Annotated in this window: 21 protein-coding genes and 1 tRNA gene; 18 read left to right on the top strand and 4 right to left on the bottom strand. The window is 61.1% G+C overall.

Features of this window, described 5'->3' with window-relative positions:
* The first annotated feature begins 62 nt into the window (after nucleotides 1–62).
* The 7 genes from rpoD to USDA257_RS22555 all read left to right on the top strand — a co-directional run bounded on the left by rpoD (nucleotide 63) and on the right by USDA257_RS22555 (nucleotide 5,769).
* A complete protein-coding gene (gene rpoD / locus USDA257_RS22585) occupies nucleotides 63–2,117 on the top strand; it encodes an RNA polymerase sigma factor RpoD (RefSeq protein WP_014765302.1) in 2,055 nt (684 codons plus the stop codon).
* A 322-nt stretch (nucleotides 2,118–2,439) separates the two neighbouring features.
* Nucleotides 2,440–2,733, top strand: coding sequence for a GYD domain-containing protein (locus tag USDA257_RS22580; protein ID WP_014329069.1), 294 nt, complete (start codon nucleotides 2,440–2,442; stop codon nucleotides 2,731–2,733).
* Nucleotides 2,734–2,968: 235 nt separating this feature from the next.
* Nucleotides 2,969–3,538 (top strand): transglycosylase SLT domain-containing protein, encoded by a 570-nt coding sequence (locus USDA257_RS22575; protein WP_014765299.1) that lies wholly within the window; start codon nucleotides 2,969–2,971, stop codon nucleotides 3,536–3,538.
* Nucleotides 3,539–3,652: 114 nt separating this feature from the next.
* Complete coding sequence (locus tag USDA257_RS22570) at nucleotides 3,653–4,006, top strand: DUF1428 domain-containing protein (RefSeq protein ID WP_014765298.1); 354 nt, start codon at nucleotides 3,653–3,655, stop codon at nucleotides 4,004–4,006.
* Nucleotides 4,007–4,179: 173 nt separating this feature from the next.
* Nucleotides 4,180–4,602: a secondary thiamine-phosphate synthase enzyme YjbQ gene (locus tag USDA257_RS22565; RefSeq protein ID WP_014765297.1), complete on the top strand. Its 423-nt coding sequence runs from the start codon at nucleotides 4,180–4,182 to the stop codon at nucleotides 4,600–4,602.
* Between the two features lie 80 nt (nucleotides 4,603–4,682).
* The gene (locus tag USDA257_RS22560; protein ID WP_014765296.1) at nucleotides 4,683–5,087 is read left to right on the top strand and encodes a ketosteroid isomerase-related protein; all 405 of its coding nucleotides are present in this window, start codon (nucleotides 4,683–4,685) and stop codon (nucleotides 5,085–5,087) included.
* 313 nt (nucleotides 5,088–5,400) lie between these two features.
* Nucleotides 5,401–5,769 carry a hypothetical protein gene (locus USDA257_RS22555; RefSeq protein ID WP_014765295.1) on the top strand — a complete coding sequence of 123 codons (369 nt, stop codon included), beginning with the start codon at nucleotides 5,401–5,403 and terminating at the stop codon, nucleotides 5,767–5,769.
* Nucleotides 5,770–5,910: 141 nt separating this feature from the next.
* Here USDA257_RS22555 and USDA257_RS22550 read toward each other — a convergent pair whose 3' ends face one another.
* Nucleotides 5,911–6,696, bottom strand: coding sequence for an SIMPL domain-containing protein (locus USDA257_RS22550; protein ID WP_041414541.1), 786 nt, complete (start codon nucleotides 6,694–6,696; stop codon nucleotides 5,911–5,913).
* Between the two features lie 149 nt (nucleotides 6,697–6,845).
* Here USDA257_RS22550 and USDA257_RS22545 point away from each other — a divergent pair.
* Nucleotides 6,846–6,921: transfer RNA gene (locus USDA257_RS22545), tRNA-Ile, on the top strand.
* A gap of 56 nt (nucleotides 6,922–6,977) precedes the next feature.
* Here USDA257_RS22545 and USDA257_RS22540 read toward each other — a convergent pair.
* From USDA257_RS22540 to USDA257_RS22530, 3 genes are all read right to left on the bottom strand, one after another.
* Nucleotides 6,978–8,168, bottom strand: coding sequence for a tyrosine-type recombinase/integrase (locus USDA257_RS22540; RefSeq protein WP_014765294.1), 1,191 nt, complete (start codon nucleotides 8,166–8,168; stop codon nucleotides 6,978–6,980).
* Nucleotides 8,165–8,446, bottom strand: a complete 282-nt coding sequence (locus USDA257_RS22535; RefSeq protein WP_041414540.1) for a hypothetical protein — start codon at nucleotides 8,444–8,446, stop codon at nucleotides 8,165–8,167. The genes USDA257_RS22540 and USDA257_RS22535 overlap by 4 nt, the downstream gene beginning before the upstream one ends.
* 67 nt (nucleotides 8,447–8,513) lie before the next feature.
* Nucleotides 8,514–8,762, bottom strand: coding sequence for a hypothetical protein (locus USDA257_RS22530; protein WP_014765292.1), 249 nt, complete (start codon nucleotides 8,760–8,762; stop codon nucleotides 8,514–8,516).
* A gap of 219 nt (nucleotides 8,763–8,981) precedes the next feature.
* On the opposite strand from USDA257_RS22530, the gene USDA257_RS22525 reads away from it, so the two are divergent.
* The 10 genes from USDA257_RS22525 to USDA257_RS36240 all read left to right on the top strand — a co-directional run bounded on the left by USDA257_RS22525 (nucleotide 8,982) and on the right by USDA257_RS36240 (nucleotide 14,524).
* The gene (locus tag USDA257_RS22525; protein WP_014765291.1) at nucleotides 8,982–9,170 is read left to right on the top strand and encodes a helix-turn-helix domain-containing protein; all 189 of its coding nucleotides are present in this window, start codon (nucleotides 8,982–8,984) and stop codon (nucleotides 9,168–9,170) included.
* A gap of 158 nt (nucleotides 9,171–9,328) precedes the next feature.
* Nucleotides 9,329–10,573, top strand: a complete 1,245-nt coding sequence (locus tag USDA257_RS22520; protein ID WP_048657425.1) for an AAA family ATPase — start codon at nucleotides 9,329–9,331, stop codon at nucleotides 10,571–10,573.
* Between the two features lie 218 nt (nucleotides 10,574–10,791).
* Complete coding sequence (locus tag USDA257_RS22515; RefSeq protein WP_014765004.1) at nucleotides 10,792–11,034, top strand: hypothetical protein; 243 nt, start codon at nucleotides 10,792–10,794, stop codon at nucleotides 11,032–11,034.
* A gap of 22 nt (nucleotides 11,035–11,056) precedes the next feature.
* Nucleotides 11,057–11,320 (top strand): hypothetical protein, encoded by a 264-nt coding sequence (locus tag USDA257_RS22510; RefSeq protein ID WP_014765289.1) that lies wholly within the window; start codon nucleotides 11,057–11,059, stop codon nucleotides 11,318–11,320.
* Nucleotides 11,317–11,673 carry a DUF4326 domain-containing protein gene (locus USDA257_RS22505; protein ID WP_014765288.1) on the top strand — a complete coding sequence of 119 codons (357 nt, stop codon included), beginning with the start codon at nucleotides 11,317–11,319 and terminating at the stop codon, nucleotides 11,671–11,673. Before USDA257_RS22510 ends, USDA257_RS22505 begins: the two co-directional genes overlap by 4 nt.
* 14 nt (nucleotides 11,674–11,687) lie before the next feature.
* A complete protein-coding gene (locus USDA257_RS22500; RefSeq protein ID WP_014765287.1) occupies nucleotides 11,688–12,026 on the top strand; it encodes a hypothetical protein in 339 nt (112 codons plus the stop codon).
* A 103-nt stretch (nucleotides 12,027–12,129) separates the two neighbouring features.
* Nucleotides 12,130–12,396 (top strand): helix-turn-helix domain-containing transcriptional regulator, encoded by a 267-nt coding sequence (locus USDA257_RS22495; RefSeq protein ID WP_223843364.1) that lies wholly within the window; start codon nucleotides 12,130–12,132, stop codon nucleotides 12,394–12,396.
* Between the two features lie 387 nt (nucleotides 12,397–12,783).
* Nucleotides 12,784–13,899: a hypothetical protein gene (locus USDA257_RS22490; protein ID WP_014765284.1), complete on the top strand. Its 1,116-nt coding sequence runs from the start codon at nucleotides 12,784–12,786 to the stop codon at nucleotides 13,897–13,899.
* Nucleotides 13,893–14,294: a hypothetical protein gene (locus USDA257_RS22485; protein ID WP_014765283.1), complete on the top strand. Its 402-nt coding sequence runs from the start codon at nucleotides 13,893–13,895 to the stop codon at nucleotides 14,292–14,294. Before USDA257_RS22490 ends, USDA257_RS22485 begins: the two co-directional genes overlap by 7 nt.
* The gene (locus USDA257_RS36240) at nucleotides 14,291–14,524 is read left to right on the top strand and encodes a hypothetical protein (protein WP_144051955.1); all 234 of its coding nucleotides are present in this window, start codon (nucleotides 14,291–14,293) and stop codon (nucleotides 14,522–14,524) included. Before USDA257_RS22485 ends, USDA257_RS36240 begins: the two co-directional genes overlap by 4 nt.
* Nucleotides 14,525–14,608 lie beyond the last annotated feature (84 nt).

Below are 14,608 nucleotides of genomic sequence, written 5' to 3'. Positions count from 1 at the left end.
AACCCCCGAGCGGCATTGGGCACCGGGAACACACCGGTTGCGACAAGGAAAGCGACGATTAAATGGCAACAAAAGTCAAAGAAAACGAAGAAGCAGACGTTGAACGCGAAGGCACTCCGGACGGTCCGCTTCTCGATCTTTCCGACGACGCTGTCAAGAAGATGATCAAGGCCGCCAAGAAGCGCGGCTATGTGACGATGGACGAACTCAATTCCGTCCTGCCTTCCGAAGAAGTCACCTCTGAGCAGATCGAAGATACGATGTCGATGCTGTCCGACATGGGCATCAATGTCATCGAAGACGAGGAAGTCGAGGAAGCGGCGGGCGGCGACGAAGAGGATAGTGCCGACGACGCCGAGAGCGAAGGCGGCGAACTCGCGACCGTCAGCGGCACTGCGCTTGCCACCGGCAAGAAGAAGGAACCGACCGACCGTACCGACGACCCGGTGCGCATGTATCTGCGCGAGATGGGCTCGGTGGAGCTTCTTTCCCGCGAAGGCGAGATCGCCATCGCCAAGCGCATCGAGGCCGGCCGCGAAACGATGATCGCAGGTCTCTGCGAAAGCCCGCTCACCTTCCAGGCGTTGATCATCTGGCGCGACGAGTTGAACGAGGGCCAGACGCTGCTGCGCGAGATCATCGACCTCGAGACCACCTATTCCGGTCCCGAGGCCAAGGCCGCGCCGCAGTTCCAGAGCCCGGAAAAGATCGAGGCCGACCGCAAGGCGGCCGAGGAGAAGGAAAAGGTCCGCAGATCGCGGACTGCGGCCAATGACGACGACATCACTAATGTCGGCGGCGAGGGCCAGCCGGTCGAGGAAGAGGAAGAGGACGACGACGAGTCGAACCTCTCGCTCGCCGCGATGGAAGCGGAGCTGCGCCCGCAGGTGATGGATACGCTCGACATCATCGCCGAGACCTACAAGAAGCTCCGCAAGCTGCAGGATCAGCAGGTGGAAGCGCGCCTTGCCGCGACCGGCACGCTGTCGCCGGCGCAGGAACGCCGCTACAAGGAGCTGAAGGACGAGCTGATCAAGGCGGTGAAGTCCCTGTCGCTCAACCAGAACCGCATCGACGCGCTGGTCGAGCAGCTTTACGACATTTCCAAGCGGCTCATGCAGAACGAGGGGCGGCTGCTGCGTCTTGCCGAATCCTACGGTGTCAAGCGCGACTCCTTCCTCGAACAGTATTCTGGCGCCGAACTCGACCCAAACTGGATGAAGTCGATCAGCAATCTCGCCGGCAAGGGCTGGAAGGAGTTTGCCAGGGCCGAGAACCAGACGATCCGCGACATCCGCCAGGAGATCCAGAATCTCGCGACCGAGACCGGCATCTCCATCGCCGAGTTCCGCCGCATTGTGTCGATGGTGCAGAAGGGCGAGCGCGAGGCGCGGATTGCCAAGAAGGAGATGGTCGAGGCGAACCTGCGCCTGGTGATCTCGATCGCCAAGAAGTACACGAACCGCGGCTTGCAATTCCTGGATCTCATCCAGGAAGGCAATATCGGCTTGATGAAGGCGGTGGACAAGTTCGAGTACCGCCGCGGCTACAAGTTCTCGACCTACGCGACCTGGTGGATCCGGCAGGCGATCACCCGCTCGATCGCCGACCAAGCCCGCACGATCCGCATTCCGGTGCACATGATCGAGACGATCAACAAGATCGTCCGCACCTCGCGCCAGATGCTGCACGAGATCGGCCGCGAGCCGACGCCCGAGGAGCTGGCGGAAAAGCTTGCCATGCCGCTCGAGAAGGTGCGCAAGGTCCTGAAGATCGCCAAGGAGCCGATCTCGCTCGAGACCCCCGTGGGCGACGAAGAGGACTCGCATCTCGGCGATTTCATCGAGGACAAGAACGCGCTGCTGCCGATCGACGCGGCCATTCAGGCGAACCTCCGCGAGACGACCACGCGCGTCCTCGCTTCGCTGACGCCGCGTGAAGAACGCGTGCTGCGCATGCGCTTCGGCATCGGCATGAACACCGACCACACGCTCGAAGAGGTCGGCCAGCAGTTCTCGGTGACCCGCGAGCGTATTCGTCAGATCGAGGCGAAGGCGCTCAGGAAGCTCAAGCATCCGAGCCGGTCGCGCAAGCTGCGCTCGTTCCTCGACAGCTGAACAGAGACAGCTGAGCCGACCGCTCTCTCAAAGAAATGCACGGAAGCCGGGCCAGCGCCCGGCTTTCTTGTTTCTCGGTGCCGCCCTCGGGGTGGCGCGAACGCGTCTGAACTTGTTCGGTTCGGACCGCGGGATTATACTTCTGAGCTTGCAGCGAAAGGGGGCACTGGTTGCAGTGCGAGAGAAGTAGTTGCACCGCAGGCGTCCACCGTGCCTTAGAGCGCCGGACCTTAAACGCGTAAGAAGCGCTCTAGCCTTTTCTTGATTTGGAGCATCTTGGACGCTCTCCTTCGAGGGCGGGATGTTCTGCGGGAGGTGTGAGATGACCACTTACGTCGTGCTCCTCAATTGGACCGATCAGGGTATCAAGTCTGTGCGTGAGTCGCCGAAACGGCTGGATGCGGCCAGAAAGGTGCTTGAGGAAATGGGCGGTTCCTTCAAGGATTTTTATCTCACCATGGGCGAATACGACATGGTCGCGATCTGCGAAGCGCCGGACGACGCGATTGCCGCACGGTTCTCATTGACGCTGGGCACCTACGGCAATGTGCGCACCCGGACGTTGAAGGCCTTCCCCGAGGCTGCCTATCGCGAACTGATCGGCACGCTCGGCTAGGCGAACAAGATTGTAACTGATTGGTTACTGCGGCGCGACGCTTCCGGAGAGGATATGCGCCGCGCCGCAGATGGCGTTGCGGAGCGTCTCGTCAAAGCCGACGCCGCTTATCGCCAATGGTAGCTTCGCCCGAGGTGCAGCAGGCGCAATCGGCGATCCCGTCGTTCGACTTCGCTTCAAAACCGTTCCTTAACATTTACGCTTTATCAATCTCTCGCATACGAGAGGTTCCGCGATGCGTTGCGTTTTTGTCGTCGTCCTCCTGTTGCTGGCCGGCTGCGGAACGGTGCCGAGAGAGACCCGGAACGCCTGCGCCGTCTTCGAGCAGCGAGATGGCCTATTCAACAGTTGGCGCCGGGCCGCCTATGCGGCGGAGCGCGAATATGGCGTGCCGGTGCCCGTACTGATGGCGACGATCTATACGGAGTCCGGCTTCCGCCACAATGCACGGCCGCCGCGCACCAAGCTCTTCGGCTTCATCCCCTGGACGCGGGTCTCTTCGGCTTATGGCTATTCGCAGGCGCTCGACGGCACCTGGGCCCGCTATCAGGCCGAAACCGGGCGCTGGATGGCGCGCCGCACGGACTTTGCCGACGCGGTCCGCTTCATTGCCTGGTACCACAATCAGAGCCACCAGCAGAACGGCATTGCCCTCAACGATCCCTATCGGCTCTACATCGCTTACTATCACGGCCACGGCGGCTATGCGCGCGGCAGTTGGAGCGATACGGCGAAGACGGGGGCCAAGCGCGCCAGCAACGTCGCGGCGCTCTACGCGCGCCAGCTGCAGGGCTGCGGGGGGTAAGACTCATCAAGCCTCTTTGAGGATCTGTCGGCCGCTCTTCGAAAATTTGCTTTGTCGTGTCGGAACCTTTCCGCCCCGGCCGTCCTTTGTTGACTTTCAATGGAGGAGACGGACATGGCTTATGTGGATGGTTTTCTGGTCGCGGTACCGAAGCAAAACGTCGAGGCCTACAAGGATATGGCTCGCAAGGCCGGTGAAGTCTGGAAGGAGCACGGTGCGCTGAATTATGTCGAATGCCTGGGCGACGACGTTCCCTATGGAGAGCTCACCTCGTTTCCGCGGGCGGTGCAGGCCAAGGAGGACGAGACCGTCGTCTTCTCATGGGTCGTTTACCGGTCGCGCCAGGACCGTGACGCGATCGTTGCCAAGGTGATGGCGGATCCGCGTCTGCAGGGCGATGAGTGGAAATCGATCTTCGATGGCAAGCGGATGATCTATGGCGGCTTCGAGCCCTTCCTGGAACTTTGACCTGCGACCGGATGACGGGGCGGCGAGCAGTCCGGCCGAAGATGCCCGACCGGCAAGGCTCTGCGCGACGCCAAGATGCTGAGCGGTTCTTCCAATCCGGATGAATTTCGCGATAGTGTCCAGTAGAAGCGGCGCTGGCGGAAGCGCGGCGCCCGCCATGCAGGACGACAGTAATGCCGCAGACCGTCATCACCATCGCCACCAAGGGGCAGGGGCTCTACGAGTTCACGAGCGAGGCGGCCGATTTCGTCCGGGCATGCGGTGCCTCGGAGGGGCTGCTTACGGTTTTCGTGCGCCACACCTCCGCCTCGCTCATCATTCAGGAAAACGCCGATCCGGACGTTCAACGCGATCTGCGCGAATTCTTCCAGCGTCTCGTGCCCCCGTCGTCCGCTCCTTCGATGGGCTGGATCGTCCACACCCAAGAAGGCCCGGACGACATGCCCGCCCATATCAAGGCGGCGTTGACCCAGGTCTCACTCGGGGTTCCGGTCATCGACGGGCGCATGGCGCTCGGCACCTGGCAGGGAATTTATCTCTTCGAGCACCGCGATCGCCCGCACCGCCGCGACGTTGTCCTGCATCTCGGAAGCTGACGCAAGTCTATCCTCTGCACTGGCCGATCTGACGATTCCTGCTGTAGAATGAACGGCCTGCCGACTATGAGGAGGAAAGGATGACGGACGCCCAGACCATTGCCGGTCGCTTCATCGAGGCCGTGAACGACAGGGATTTCGAAACGCTCGACCGCCTCCTCGACGACGATGTCGCCTTCGATTCGCTGACCGGTCAGCGCACGCTCGGCATCGGGCCGCTCAGAACCTGGGTGATGAGCTACCTGCGTCATTTCGACGAGAGTTTTGGCGACGTCGTGGTGATGCGCGATGCCTTCGGGCAGCGCGTGGCGGCCGACACGACCGCGCGCGGCACGTACCGCGAGACGATGGCCGGTTTCCCGGAGGCGTCGGGCCAGGCCTATGCCATCCCCAGCGTGTTTATTTTCGAGATCGAGGATGGCGTCATTACACGGCTCAGTCATTATCGCAATCTGAAGTTGTTCGAGCAGGAACTCGCCGGTTAACTGACGGAGAAGGAAAGCCGTCGGTTTTCAAAGCCTTAGGTTCGCTCTTGTGCAGCTGAAAGGAACGAATTCCGCCCTTTCTCGTTTCCCCTTGAACGGGAAGAGGAAAGCGCGGGCGGTCGTCCGTTCACGTCTCCGCCCTTGACCTGCCGCAAAACCGGCCGAATCGCCTGAGATTCGAGCGGGGGGCGGGACTTTTCCTGAACACCGCATGAACGAAGGGTTCCGGTGCCGTTCAGCTTGCCCGGTCTAGATTTGGATCAATGGTTGAGAGCGTGACCCGCCAACCCCTTCGCTAAACGGAGAAAATGCCATGAGGAAATTTCTTGTCAATGCAGCCGTCGCCGCCGTTGTCGGGCTGACCGGCCTTGTCGGTACGACCACCACGGCTTCGGCCGATGCGCTGGTTTTCGAATTCGGCCAGGGTGGCGGAGTTCAATACCGCGAGCATGACTATGACCGCTGGGACGATAGGCGCGATTGGCGCCGCGACCGCTGGGAACGTCGCGGTCGCTGCGAACCGTGGCTTGCCGTAGACAAGGCACGCGATCGCGGCCTGCGCCGCGCCCATGTCGCCGACATCTCGCGCCGCCAGGTCGTCGTCCAAGGTCGCCGTCACGGCGATCGCCAGGCGATCATCTTCGCTAATGTCCGTGGCTGCCCGATCATCGGTCGCTGGTAAGGACAGTCTTTCCGTCTTGTCTCCCCGCTGACGGAAAAGGAGCCCCCGCGCCAAACGTCGGGGGCTCTTCTTTTTTTTGACGTTCGAGGAGAGGCCAGCCTGAAACCTCAGGCTGGCCTACCCGGTGGCTCGGTGGCGATGCTAGTGGTTGACCGCGAAGGTCACATTGACGGTGACGCTATAGGCCTGCTCGCCGGTTGCGATTGGCACCTGGTCGGCGGCGAATTCCTTCGCCATGGTGCGCATCGGCACTGGCGGCTCGGGGCGGGAAGGCTGTTCCGAGAGCTCGATCAGCCGCCCGAGCGAGACGCCGGCCGCTTCGGCCAAGACCCTCGCCTTCACGATTGCGTCGGCGACAGCCGCCTTGCGGGCCTCGGTGATAATCGGCTCCGGCTTGTCGTTGGTAAATTCGATGCCGCCGCCCTGGTTGACGCCGAGCGTGACGGATTTGTCGAGGATTTCGCCGAGCCTCGCCAGATCGCGCACACGCACGCTGACGCCGTTGACGACCTGATAGCCGACGAGCTCCGGCGGGCGGGCGCTGCCGTCGCTGTTCTGCGGATAATTGTATTGCGGCATGATCGAGAAGCCGCTCGTCTGCAGGTCGCGCTCGGCAATGCCTGATTGCTTTAGAGCCGCAAGTACCTCGGCCATCGCCTTGTTGTTGGCGTCCAGCGCTTCGCGGGCGGTCTTCGCATCCTTGACGACGCTCAGCTGCACGATCGCCATGTCGGGCGCCGTCGTCGCCCGGCCTTCGCCGAAAACCTTGATCACCGCCTGGCGGCCTCTCACCCCGTCCGGGCGCCCCTTGGCGTCGCCCTTGCCGGCAACATTGTCTTGCGCCGCTGCGGCCGCCACAAAAGCACCGGCGAAGATGGCGGCAATCGCCGCAACATTGACGGAGCGGCCAATGCGTGTGGAAATCATGGAAGTTTCTCTCCGGTTGTTATCTGCCAAATCCTTGCTTATCGATTGTGTAGGCATTGCGGCAATGGCTTGTCGGCAAAAAGGTTTTCCGCTAGAGCCATTCGAGCCCGCGAATTGCCATTGGTTCGCGGCGGTCGGACGACCCGGCAGGGCCTGTAGCTCAATGGTTAGAGCCGGCGGCTCATAACCGCTTGGTTGGGGGTTCGAGTCCCTCCGGGCCCACCATTTTTCTTTGTTTTCAAAGGCTTACGGTGAGGGGTACTATAGTAACTTAGTACCCCTCATTTGACGACACGCAGACGTGGCGTTTGCTTCTCCTCAAGCAGGCGGCTTCCCGCCGTCGCCGTCTTGCGTTTGTCGACGCCTTTCGCATAGAGGACCACCTGCTGCATGGTGGTATGGCCGAGCATATCCTTCTGCTGCTGGAAGCTGGCACCGCTCTCGGCGACCATCGTTGCATAGGTCTTGCGCAAGCCGTGGAGGGTGTAGCCGATTTCGCCTGTCTTGCGATTCGAGACCGGAATACCGGCTTGCTTGCACCAATGCGCCATCATCCCGGTAAGCGACTTTCCGCTAAATGCCTTGCCGTAAGCGGTCACAAGAACGGTCTCGGTTGAACGGTCAAGCGGTGCCAACGCCTCGGCAAGCATCTTCGTCAATGGCCGGAACTGGATCATATCCTCGTCGCTCTGGACTCGCTTCTGTTGCTCGAATTCGAAGCCCTCGACAGTTTCGCCGTCGATCTCGACGCTGATCAGTTGATCCCACCTAAGAACGGCGATATCGCCGCGCCGGTCGCCCGCCCAGAGCGCCAATGCATAGGCGGTGCGCGCCGCCGAACCGACCTTGTGACGCGCCTCAAATCGGGCGCGGATGTCGTCGGGCCAGCGTTTCCAGCCGATATAGCCGCCGCGCTTGCCGCCGCCGCGCTTCCATTTGACCAACTCGGTAGGGTCATCGCTGCGCCAGCCTTTGCGGCGGGCCACGAAGAAGATTTTCCTGAGCATGACTTTCATATGCCACGGCTTCGACGGGGTGACCTCCCAACGCTCAATAAGCAGTTCTAGGTCCTCATACGTCATGTCAGCGACCGGAACCTCGCCCCATAACAGCCTTTCGCCAATAACAATCTGCATGGCAAAAAATTCCTGTGCCATGCGTTCGTTCTTCGACTGGCTGTCGCTGGCGAGATCACGCCATTCCTGCGATTGCAGAACAAGCTTCCAAGCGGCTTTGAAGGTCTCGGGCAACGTCGCGTTCGGCATTTCGACGACGTCTGCCTTGCGGGGTGCGCGATTCTCAATGATGGCCCTATAGGCGGCATCGAAAACCTTCGTCCCTGGTTCGACGCCGACCGGCAGCAGCGTGGTCTTCATGCCCTTCTTCTGGAACCGCCAGCGGATCGGGCTGTCCGGCGTTTTCCGCCATTGGGTAACACCGGGATATTGTTTTTTGACTTCATCGGTCGTCATCTTGCGGTGCCCTCCAGCGCGGCGCGGTGTTTGTGCCAGTGCTCGTCGATGCGGAGCATGGCTTGAACGAGCATGAGAGGATAGCGGAAGCCTCTACCTTGCTCGACGCCGTTCAGCGTGCGCACCGACATGCCGAGCACTTCGGCGGCCAAATCGGCGGTGATGTCGAGCTTGGTGCGCCAGCCGAACACCATGTCGGCCAGTTTTTCGGGCTCGGTGCAGGCGTCGGTAAAGCGGGACCAGCCGGCGGGGCTTTGTGATTTCTTCTTTCGGGGCAAGAACGTCTCTCCTGTCCAAGGTGGATACGCTCTCGTTATTGCGCGCCATGCGCAGAATGACAAGCTCTCATTTTCGTTGTGCACGGGCACGTTCCAGTGCCCTCTGGATTTCGGTGCTTCCGCTCTGCGGCACCGCCGAAAAAGCGATATCCAATTCGACGCGATCCCAAACCACGCGATTATGCAGGCGCTTGGGTTTCGGCATCGTGCCCTCGGCAACAAGTTCATCGAACAGTGTTTCGCCGACGCCGATGTAACGGGCGCTTTCCGAGCGCGACAATCCGCGCGGCGCATAGCCAAATGGATCAGTCTTCATCCTCCCCGTCCCTTGACAGGCCCATCGAGTATAAATGCAAATTTGCACTTTCTACTTTCGATCCATAAGTGCAAATCTGTATTTATACCTTAAAATTCAAAGTTCAGATTTGAAAATGCAAGTCCGTCTCGAAACTATACTGTTGCTAGATCGCATTTGGAAGCGTTAAAATGGTTCCCGTAGAGCACCATTTTGGATTGGAACGTGTGTGAGGAACAGATGAACGACACCCCTATCCGCAAGCTGATGACAGACGACGACCTTGCCGACCGCTGGGGTTGTGAGCGCGAGACGGTCCTGCGCCGTCGAAAGGTGTGGGGACTGAAGGGCGTCAAATTCGGTCGCCAGTGGCGTTTCCGGCCCGAAGACGTCGAGGAGTGCGAGCGCCGTCGTGTGACGGCAGAGTGACCGCAAAATAAAACCGCCCGTGCGCATTGAGGGGGCAGCACGGGCGGCACATGAGGGGATTCCGAGATAAGGGAACCGCGCCGAAATCATACCCCGCGAGGTTTTTCAATTCAAGGCGGCGCAGTTCCCATCGATGTGATGAAGAAGGCACGCCAGCGATGAAAGCCGATGCCGATGTCCCCGCGAAAAAACGCCTCGTCCAGGCGCATCGCTTCGTCTGGCACGATCCCGCCACCATCCCGCGCCGCCAGTGCCTCTATCCCGATCTCTATTATCGCGGTTTCGCCACCGCCACAGTCGCACCGGGCGGCATCGGAAAGAGCGGTCTATGCCTCGTCGAAGCCGTCGCGCTCGCCTCCGGTCGCGATCTGCTGCGCATAGGTCACCGCTTCCGCACCGATGAGCAATTGCGCGTCTGGTACTGGAATGGCGAAGACCCTATGGACGAACTCGAACGGCAGGTGCACGCAATATGCCAGCATTATGGCCTTGGCCCCAATGACATCTACGGGCGGCTTTTCCTCGACAGCGGTCGAGATATGCCGATCAAGCTGGTTACGCCATCAGGGCGCGACGGTTTCAAGGTGCAGCCGGAAGTCCTCAGCCAACTTGAAGGGACGATCGGCGGCAATGGCATCGATGTCGCGATATTCGATCCGCTCGCGAACTTCGTTACGGCAAACTGCAATTCCAACGAAGTGATGGGTGCGATCAGCGAGACGTGCTCCAACATCGCCAGTCACTGCGATTGTGGCGTCGGACTCGTCCACCATCCGCGCAAGACGAACGGCTCGGAAATAACCGCCGAGGATGCCAGAGGCGGCGGGGCATTGATTGCCGGATTCCGCGTCGTTCGCGTCTTGAACCGCATGACGGCGGCAGAGGCAGAAAAGGCTGGCATTACCGGCAATGGGCATCGCCGCTATTTCCGCGCCGGTCTCGACAAGATCAACCTGACGCCACCGCGGGACGACGTTACCTGGCGCTATCTCGAAGACGTGGTTCTGCCGAACGGCGACCCGGACGACCTGACAAATCCGGACGGCGATCACGTCCGCGTCGTCGTTCCATGGCGCTGGCCGAACCCCTTCGACGACGTCCAGAGCCATCACATCGTCGCCTTTCAGGACGCGCTCGAACGCGAGGAAACGCGCAATCGAGCTAGTCCGCAATCGACCGATTGGGTCGGGCACCTGCTCGCCGAAATACTCGAAATCGATACAGGGCGCTTTGCCGGCGCCAAGGCAAATCGAACCACCACACAGAACACAGCGCGCGAGCGCTGCGCACAAATCATCAAGCAATGGATGGACAGCGGACTGCTCGTCATCGAGGAGATCATCAGAGATGGGAAAAAGGATCGAAAAATCCCGGTTGTACGCGTCGGCACTCGGTACGCGTAAAAGTTTCCCCACTCAAATCGGCCAAGTGGGGAACGGGTGGGGAAACACCGTGTGGCGGACCATTACGGGACCAGTCTCCCACCCGTTTCCCCACCACCCTTATACCCCCTGTAAGGGGGTAAGGGTGGGGAAGCGTTGGTGGGGTGGTCCTGTTTCGGAGTGGGTACGGCAGCCACCCACTTGCTCGGGTGGGGTGGAAGTGGGTGGGGATTGAACGGATGACGATCCACCCCGCCGACATCGAGGACGTCGAGGACCTGCGCCGCCAACTCGCCGAGGTTCAGCGCGAGCGGGACGAGGCGATCCGCGAGCGCGACCGGCTGCGGCGGCGGCTGGCGTATGTGCAGATGCAGGTCGGCTTCGCGGTCGACGAGTTGCGATGCGGACGGGTTGATCAAGCGCGGCGACGGCTGGACCGCAAGGGAGTTTCGATGAAGGAACGGCAAAGCCCGAGCCAATGATCCGGGCGAAGGAGGAAAGGCGATGAAGGTAGAGGAGAACTGGCAGCGCATCGAAGCAATGCGGATTGTAAATCGCTGGATTCGTGAGGGCGAAGCTGCTGCGCTCAAAGGGGATTTCGGGCCGGATTGGCTAGTACAACTCGGCGGCACGTTAATCGAACGTGGAAAAATGGGTGCGGAGACCTGCCGCATGCGCCTCGCTCATATCGCCGACGATGCGAGACCAGAACGGGACGCGGAACGAGCGTGGCTTGTCGAGCGGATCGAACAGGAGGTAAGGCAATGAGCGAGCGTCGCCGCATGCTCGACCAGGGTCTCACCGTTGTCGGAACCATGCGCAAGGTCGGCGGCATCCTCGTCGACCATGACCTGATCGCCTATGCGCAAGAACGCGGCCTCATCGTCCGCATTGATCGCCAGACCGATTGGGGCAATCCCTTCCGGATGACATCGGAAGCGAATCGCGATCTCGTCTGCGACCGATACGAAAGCTACATCCGCGCCAATCCCGATCTGCTCGAACGCATCCCCAGTCTCAAGGGCAAGTTGCTCTTGTGCTGGTGCCATCCTCGCAGATGCCACGGCGACACGCTCGCCGCACTGGCGAATGAAACATCACCCGCCGCACCTGCGGCATAACCAAGGAGAAGGCAATGAGCACAGTGCATGAAATGGCAACCGCCATCTTCAAGGAACTCGATGGCAGAGAACCGGGACCGGAGACCACCCAAGCGGGAATAGAAGACGCCATGCGCCAGTTTCCCGAGGCAACCGTCGCCGAATTCAAGCGAGCGACAGATATCGCGAGGGGAATGTTCCATGCGCGAGCGGAAAAGACCAAGCAGGAAGTAGCAGCCTTGGAAGCCGGTATGGAATTGATGCGACGCTATCCCGCTGGCAAGACCTTCGGCGAAGCGGTCGCCCTCGGCGTTGCCGCTGGCGACTCACTCGCCATCGCAGCCGACGCTAAACTTCGCAGCTTCCGAAACTGACGGGGCCATGCCGAGGGGGGGCGGTCTTCAGTCTTCGGACTGCCCCTTCGGGACCGGCGGCTGCCAAAAGCGCGAAAAAACGGGAAATTGTTGATGGGGGGCTATGTCAATACAAAACTGGGTTTTTGACCTCCTGCAACCGGCGCTAACCTCGCCTAATCCGCCGATTTCCGCTAAGAGTCGTTCTATGACACTGGAAACAATCCGCTTCGACATCCAAGACTTCCTCAAAACGCCGGAACAACAGGCTGGCATTCTCGAAGCCGCCCTTGAAGACGGCGATCCCGATCTGATTGCAACGATCATTGGCGATATTCGCGAAGCGCAGCGCAGGAATGGCAGCGACGCGCCGAAGGCAACCGACGAATAAGCGCGGCATGGATTTCCGACAGCGCCGACCAACGCGGGGGCGAGTTCCGCTGTACCGATATCGGTACATTCAGCAACAGAGTACCGAAGATGGCGCTGCGAGGGCATAAAGGGCATCGCGCGTCAAAACGGAAAGGCTTTCCGATTTGCTGGCATGCGTTCAGCGACAGCCATAATCGACACGGTGATCGCCGTTCCGCGGCTCGCCCGATAGATTGATCGTCCGAACGCAAACGCGCGTCTGCGGGGCGCTATGGCCGAACAAAACGTGATCGCCATTTCAACCCTGAAATAGTTTGCGGGCTATGATCCCCTTGCCGTGAGAAAGCCCCCGGCGGGCAAGCGTTGTCGATCCCCGACCGCCCCGCCGAAAACGGAGGCGGTTTTTATGGATCACCAACTTGCCCGCGTCGAGCGCGCGCTTTCCGAGCAGAAACATCTCCTGATCAGCCTCGAACGCCGAGGGCGTAAACGGGCCAAGGCACCGCAACAAGCCATCATCCGCGCCGCCATCTGCCGCGTTCACGCCTTCCTCGGGAAAACCGAGCCCGACCAGGTGGCGGCCTCGCTCTATCCGAACGACGCCGATGTGTCCCGCGCGCTTGCCGATATCGGCGGTTTCCTGAAAGCCCGCGCGGCTGCGCCCCCTGCGACTACAGATGACGCTGCATCGTGGGGAATCGTGCAACCCGCCTTTGCGGGTGTTCTCGAAGTCCTCGCACCGCAATCGGTCTATGCGGCGCTTGCCTCGCGTGGACTGCGGATTTCGCTTGTGGGCGTCTCGTCGGTTCCGGTGCCGCGTCGGGATGATGCCGTGACGCCGAATATGAGCGCCGTTTTTCCCGGCGAAGGCGACCCAATCCCGGTCCGCCGCGTTGGCCTCTCGTCGAACGTCATCAAGCCGTACATGGCGAAAATCCTGACGATCTTTAGCGCCGAACTCGCCAAGCATTCGAATATCGAGGCGATCCTGTCGGCGATCATCCGTGAGGACACGGCCGAGGCTCTGGACAGCGTCATGCTTTCGGACGAGGCGGCGACCGCCGCCGCACCCGGCGGCTTGCTTGCCGGTGTCGTGCCGTTGACGCCAACCGGCGGCGGTGGTGCTGCCGCTCTTGCGCGCGATCTCGGTGCGCTTGCCGCCGCCATCGATGCCGACGACCTCGTTTACCTGATGCCGCCCGCCGAGCGCATCAGGGCGCTCACACTCGCGCCGGGCCTGGCCGCCGCAACGATCATCGCCGCACCGACGCTTGCCGCCGGAACGGTCGTTGCCATCGATGCCGCCGCTTTCGTTTCCGGCGAAGGCGACGCGCCTCAGTTCGACATTTCCGACAAGGCGGTCGTGGTGAACGACGACGGCCTGCCGGTTCCGGACTTCGCAACCGCCAGCACGGTTTCGCTCTGGCAGATGCGGCTTCTCGGGCTGCGCATGCTGCAACAGGTCAGCTGGGGTCTGCGGTCCGCCGGGTCGGTCGCTTATACGGAGGCGGTGACATGGTGAGCACGTACAAGGACGATAACGGCGAAGACTACGAGCAGTGGGCCGCGCGGAAAAATCGCGAGATGGAGGAGCGCAAGGTGCAAGCCGGGACTGAGCAACGGCTTTCGGCGCTGGAAAGGCGCTTCACCGTCCGGCTCGAGGAAGTCGTTAAAGCCGTCGAACTGGCCTTCGGCGACCTGCGCACCGAGATGCAGGTGCAGCGCGCCGTCTATGACGACGAGGCGCAACTGCTTGCCGACCTCAGAGATACCCATGAGGTGAGAGTCGAGCGGCAGGTCCGGAAGGCCGTAAAGGACGAGGCTCGGGCGTTCGTCAGCGAAATTCAGAAATTGCGCAACTCGCTCCACTTCCTTGAGGCGCGGGTAAAGGAAGTGGAAGCGAGGGCGGTGAAATGAGCGCCACGGCCGCAAGAGTTTTGCCCTTCGAACCGCCAGCCAGTCACAGCTGTGGTGGAGGCGGCCCCGCCTACGCTCTTGTCGTCTTGCCCGACGCGACCGGCCTTGCCGTCGTCCCCGATGGCGACAGACTCGCTCAAACCCATTGCGACCGCGCCGAAATGCTGGAGCGGCTGGAAACGCTTCTCAATGGTCTTGGGCTATGCCTCGTGCCCACAGGTCGCCGGTAAGCGCGGCAACGCGCTGTGGGGAACTTAGGAACAAAGCAACTCCCCCTTGTACTTCAACCCTCAAATCTGTTTCATGCCTCCGAC

It is taken from the genome of Sinorhizobium fredii USDA 257 (genome assembly GCF_000265205.3).
In the GTDB taxonomy this organism is placed as follows: domain Bacteria; phylum Pseudomonadota; class Alphaproteobacteria; order Rhizobiales; family Rhizobiaceae; genus Sinorhizobium; species Sinorhizobium fredii_B.
The sequence above is the reverse complement of the archived record's forward strand: the minus strand, read 5'-3'. Positions and strand labels throughout refer to the sequence as shown.

Coding starts and splice junctions, on each gene's coding strand:
- rpoD (WP_014765302.1), top strand. CDS start 63: ATGGCAACAAAAGTCAAAGAAAACGAAGAAGCAGACGTTGAACGCGAA.
- USDA257_RS22580 (WP_014329069.1), top strand. CDS start 2,440: ATGACCACTTACGTCGTGCTCCTCAATTGGACCGATCAGGGTATCAAG.
- USDA257_RS22575 (WP_014765299.1), top strand. CDS start 2,969: ATGCGTTGCGTTTTTGTCGTCGTCCTCCTGTTGCTGGCCGGCTGCGGA.
- USDA257_RS22570 (WP_014765298.1), top strand. CDS start 3,653: ATGGCTTATGTGGATGGTTTTCTGGTCGCGGTACCGAAGCAAAACGTC.
- USDA257_RS22565 (WP_014765297.1), top strand. CDS start 4,180: ATGCCGCAGACCGTCATCACCATCGCCACCAAGGGGCAGGGGCTCTAC.
- USDA257_RS22560 (WP_014765296.1), top strand. CDS start 4,683: ATGACGGACGCCCAGACCATTGCCGGTCGCTTCATCGAGGCCGTGAAC.
- USDA257_RS22555 (WP_014765295.1), top strand. CDS start 5,401: ATGAGGAAATTTCTTGTCAATGCAGCCGTCGCCGCCGTTGTCGGGCTG.
- USDA257_RS22550 (WP_041414541.1), bottom strand. CDS start 6,696: ATGATTTCCACACGCATTGGCCGCTCCGTCAATGTTGCGGCGATTGCC.
- USDA257_RS22540 (WP_014765294.1), bottom strand. CDS start 8,168: ATGACGACCGATGAAGTCAAAAAACAATATCCCGGTGTTACCCAATGG.
- USDA257_RS22530 (WP_014765292.1), bottom strand. CDS start 8,762: ATGAAGACTGATCCATTTGGCTATGCGCCGCGCGGATTGTCGCGCTCG.
- USDA257_RS22525 (WP_014765291.1), top strand. CDS start 8,982: ATGAACGACACCCCTATCCGCAAGCTGATGACAGACGACGACCTTGCC.
- USDA257_RS22520 (WP_048657425.1), top strand. CDS start 9,329: ATGAAAGCCGATGCCGATGTCCCCGCGAAAAAACGCCTCGTCCAGGCG.
- USDA257_RS22515 (WP_014765004.1), top strand. CDS start 10,792: ATGACGATCCACCCCGCCGACATCGAGGACGTCGAGGACCTGCGCCGC.
- USDA257_RS22510 (WP_014765289.1), top strand. CDS start 11,057: ATGAAGGTAGAGGAGAACTGGCAGCGCATCGAAGCAATGCGGATTGTA.
- USDA257_RS22505 (WP_014765288.1), top strand. CDS start 11,317: ATGAGCGAGCGTCGCCGCATGCTCGACCAGGGTCTCACCGTTGTCGGA.
- USDA257_RS22500 (WP_014765287.1), top strand. CDS start 11,688: ATGAGCACAGTGCATGAAATGGCAACCGCCATCTTCAAGGAACTCGAT.
- USDA257_RS22495 (WP_223843364.1), top strand. CDS start 12,130: ATGTCAATACAAAACTGGGTTTTTGACCTCCTGCAACCGGCGCTAACC.
- USDA257_RS22490 (WP_014765284.1), top strand. CDS start 12,784: ATGGATCACCAACTTGCCCGCGTCGAGCGCGCGCTTTCCGAGCAGAAA.
- USDA257_RS22485 (WP_014765283.1), top strand. CDS start 13,893: ATGGTGAGCACGTACAAGGACGATAACGGCGAAGACTACGAGCAGTGG.
- USDA257_RS36240 (WP_144051955.1), top strand. CDS start 14,291: ATGAGCGCCACGGCCGCAAGAGTTTTGCCCTTCGAACCGCCAGCCAGT.